The following is a 3255-nucleotide window of genomic DNA, read 5'->3' as shown; positions in this document are numbered from 1 at the left end:
CTTCATCTGCCGGCACTGCGGCGCCCCGATGATCATCACCGATATCCTTGCGCGGACCGCGCCGATTCGCGCGCCACCCACGCCCCGGGGCGTGACATGACGACAACTGCTCCTGAACGTGCGACCCGACGGCAACGCCGCCCGCGAGTGCACGTTTGCGCCTGTCACTTCGTACAGACTCCCACACATCTGCTTCGCCCGTCCATTTACGCGACTGCACCGCTTCGTCACCGCATCACGGACCATCTGCCAGACAGTTCGACCACTCATCGGGCAACGTCCCTGAACATTGCGGGCCATCAATCACCATAGCCTTCGCCACTTCGACCACATCGGAGCACTCCGCGGTTTCCTCCCTTCTGGTTTGTCCAACGCCTGCCCGCATGCGCTGACGCGCGCTTGCGAGCCTGCGGACATGGGCAGGCGTCGAACAAACCTAAAGACAGAACAAACCTAAAGACAAGTGCGCCTTGAGCATCCGGCGGGTTTCGGAGTGGACCAGCCGTTCGAATGGTCACTGCATGGCTCAGGCGAGCGGTAGAAAGTGGGCCGCTTGCCGCCACGCGGTCAGCAGGTCACGGACCAGCGGCGCCCGCGCGCCGCGCAGCCGAGCGGCGTCCAGGGCGACGGGCTGGCCGCTCCCCTCGCCTGCCCCGCACCGTGTCCTGCTTCGCTGCATCACGCTGCGGCGACCGTGGTGTTTCCGGCGACCCCGGAGTTGAACGCGCTGACAACACACAAATTACGTTTGGGGAGCCGCAAAAGGTGAGCTAGAATCAGGTGCATTCTTCACCAACGGATTGCTCACCATGCAAATGGAAAGCTGGGTTGGGACAATTGAGCGTGAATGGCATCAGTTGCGTCGGGCCGACCCTGCCCTCGATGTTGAAAAATTTTGCAGGCATGTGCTCGCCGCAAACAAGACCGGATTCGTGTCACCCGAGTCGGTCGCCGTAATCGTAAACGCGCTTCTCACCAGTACGCTGGAAGGCGCGGCTTATCTGGGCCGCTGGTTGCTCGGGCGCATTGGTGCCAACCGCCATCCAGCATGGCGAGTGGCCCTCGCCATTTCTTTGGTCACGCCCACAGGAGGTGAGGCGGACTTTGAGACCGGGAACGCGATTCTTGACGACGTGATGAAAGATGAAACCGCGGACAGTCGTCTGCGCGGCATGGCTGCTGCCGCACTGGCTGATAGCGCACGGCTCGGGCGGGGAATGCTGGTTGATGTGAGCCGTGCGCGATCACTCTACGAGCAGGCCATTGAACTGGGACACAAGGCCGCGGCACACAATCTCGGGCTTTTCTGGGAAGGCCTGTGGGGTGCGGACGACAACGGATTCATCCCGGACCGCACGAAGGCCATGCAGAGCTATCGACGCGGTGGAGATGACAAAATTTGCCAACGCCGCCTGGAAGCGCTGCGTTGAGTTCCCACCGACCGCAAGTCGTGCAGTTGGCAGATTTCAGGCGGCACACGACGAATATTTCCATCAATTGATAAACGCAAGGCTACGGAGAAGAGACTCCCCGTCCTCCGTGATGCGAGGGCGTACTGCTCCGCCAGCTTGTCGCTCCAATGCGACAAGCTGGCGTTCAAGCAACGCACCAGGTTCTTCCCGATCAGCGATGTGATCGGCGGAGTCCTTGACCAGCATCAATGTTGCGAATTCGTGGGCACTCAACACGGGATGCTCCTGATGCAAAGAGCGAGACGCCGGTCATCAGGTTGTACGGTGACGGGCGCTGCATGACGCCCACAACCGTGGGCTGACTACCGAAGGCGGAGAGCTTACTCATACGTCAGAAATATAGCGGACAGATTGATGCCTAAAAAAGGATCGAACAAGGCTCGGATCGCGCCTGATTTGTGAAAGTTGCTCGTGAATTTTTGAGCCCAACTTTTCACCTTTTTGAAGCGGGCGTCGCGCGACGCCGGTCCGCTTGACGTGACTCCACACCAGTTCATCTGGATTGAGGTCCGGTGCATAACCGGGCAGGAAATGCAAAGTCAACTTGCCCTGCGTACTAGCGACATAGTCCTTAACAACGGCTTTCTTATGGGCTGGCAATCCGTCGACGATCAAATGAACCGCTTTTTTCCGATTAAACATCAACTTCTTGAGCAGTCCCACGAACAACTCGCCGATAAGCGCCCCATCATACGTCGCAAACCAGAAAGCCCCCTTCGAATTGACAGCGGACGCGGCGCTCATGCTTTGCCGTTCGCCGGGCCGCTCGACCACCGGCGTCTCACCGCGCGGCGCCCACGCCCTGCCATGTACCGAATCGGCACGGAAACCCGATTCGTCCCAGAAAAAGATATCCGCCTTCTGCTCACGAGCCTGCCTGGCAATGCTCGGATAGGTGTCTCGCAGCCAACGCTCCATAGCTTCCGGGTCACGCTGATAAGCACGCTGCAACGGCTTTTGCGGCGTCAGGTTCAGACGCGCGAGCATCGCACCGATCGAAGCCAGGCTCAGCGTGACGTCGAATTTCTGTCGTACCAGTTCACGAACCAGGTTGCGAGTCCACAAGCCAAAATCAAACCCGTATTGCATTGGATTCTTGCCATTAACCCAGCGCATTACCCGCTGCTCCTGCGTCGGAGTAAGCGTACGTGGTCGACCTGTGCCCTTGGTCGATCGCAGCGCTCGCACACCACGACCACGGCCTCGCGCCTGCGCCCTGATCTTGTACGCCCACGAGCGATGCATTCCAAACGACGCGGCGACATCATTTGGATGCTCGCCTTCAGCCATACGCTGAACTGCAAGAATACGCATCTCTTCGAGCGTGTTGTGAGCCAGGCTCCGGCCATCTCGTTTCATGGGCGACGCTCTCAATAGCTATCGCTCAAGCATAGGCCATCTGTCCGCAAAATTCCTGACTTATGAGTAATCCGGAAATGTGACAGCATGAGGACGGCGTTAAATGCCGACATCGTCTCATCTATAATCACGGCCAGAATCAACGTCGCATGGAGTCCTACTATATGAGTCAAGCCCGCGGGCGATATGCGGGATCCCGGCGCAACGGCCAGCGTCAACCTCACCACGAGAAAAAACCTCCGCCCCAACGGCCGGGACCTCCGTATGTGAAGACGCCTCCCCGAGACTCCGCCCAGACTGCCTCCATCTTCAAAACGCGATCGTTTCAGTTTCTGGTCGACGCGGTAGGCGCAGAGAATATCGCCATCGCACTCGAATCGAACATGGCGCGCGTGGCCGAACTGATGAAAGGCGAGAGGTTCAC

At 59.0% G+C, this 3255-nt stretch carries 3 protein-coding genes and 1 pseudogene; 2 read left to right on the top strand and 2 right to left on the bottom strand.

What is annotated here, in order from left to right; translation table 11 throughout:
- Positions 1 to 809 precede the first annotated feature (809 nt).
- Complete coding sequence (locus tag BN2476_RS31815; protein ID WP_087738173.1) at positions 810 to 1430, top strand: SEL1-like repeat protein; 621 nt, start codon at positions 810 to 812, stop codon at positions 1428 to 1430.
- Between the two features lie 63 nt (positions 1431 to 1493).
- Here BN2476_RS31815 and BN2476_RS48665 read toward each other — a convergent pair whose 3' ends face one another.
- Positions 1494 to 1688: a hypothetical protein gene (locus BN2476_RS48665; protein WP_087738172.1), complete on the bottom strand. Its 195-nt coding sequence runs from the start codon at positions 1686 to 1688 to the stop codon at positions 1494 to 1496.
- A 108-nt stretch (positions 1689 to 1796) separates the two neighbouring features.
- Positions 1797 to 2831, bottom strand: coding sequence for an IS630 family transposase (locus BN2476_RS31805; protein WP_087738171.1), 1035 nt, complete (start codon positions 2829 to 2831; stop codon positions 1797 to 1799).
- Between the two features lie 164 nt (positions 2832 to 2995).
- On the opposite strand from BN2476_RS31805, the pseudogene BN2476_RS48660 reads away from it, so the two are divergent.
- Positions 2996 to 3255, top strand: a pseudogene (locus tag BN2476_RS48660) (hypothetical protein); the annotation flags it as partial.

Source organism: Paraburkholderia piptadeniae, assembly GCF_900007165.1.
Taxonomy (GTDB): domain Bacteria; phylum Pseudomonadota; class Gammaproteobacteria; order Burkholderiales; family Burkholderiaceae; genus Paraburkholderia; species Paraburkholderia piptadeniae.
The sequence above is the reverse complement of the archived record's forward strand: the minus strand, read 5'-3'. Positions and strand labels throughout refer to the sequence as shown.

Bases quoted from the DNA above. Each gene is read 5' to 3' on its own strand.
- BN2476_RS31805 (WP_087738171.1), bottom strand. From the start codon at position 2,831: ATGAAACGAGATGGCCGGAGCCTGGCTCACAACACGCTCGAAGAGATG.
- BN2476_RS31815 (WP_087738173.1), top strand. From the start codon at position 810: ATGCAAATGGAAAGCTGGGTTGGGACAATTGAGCGTGAATGGCATCAG.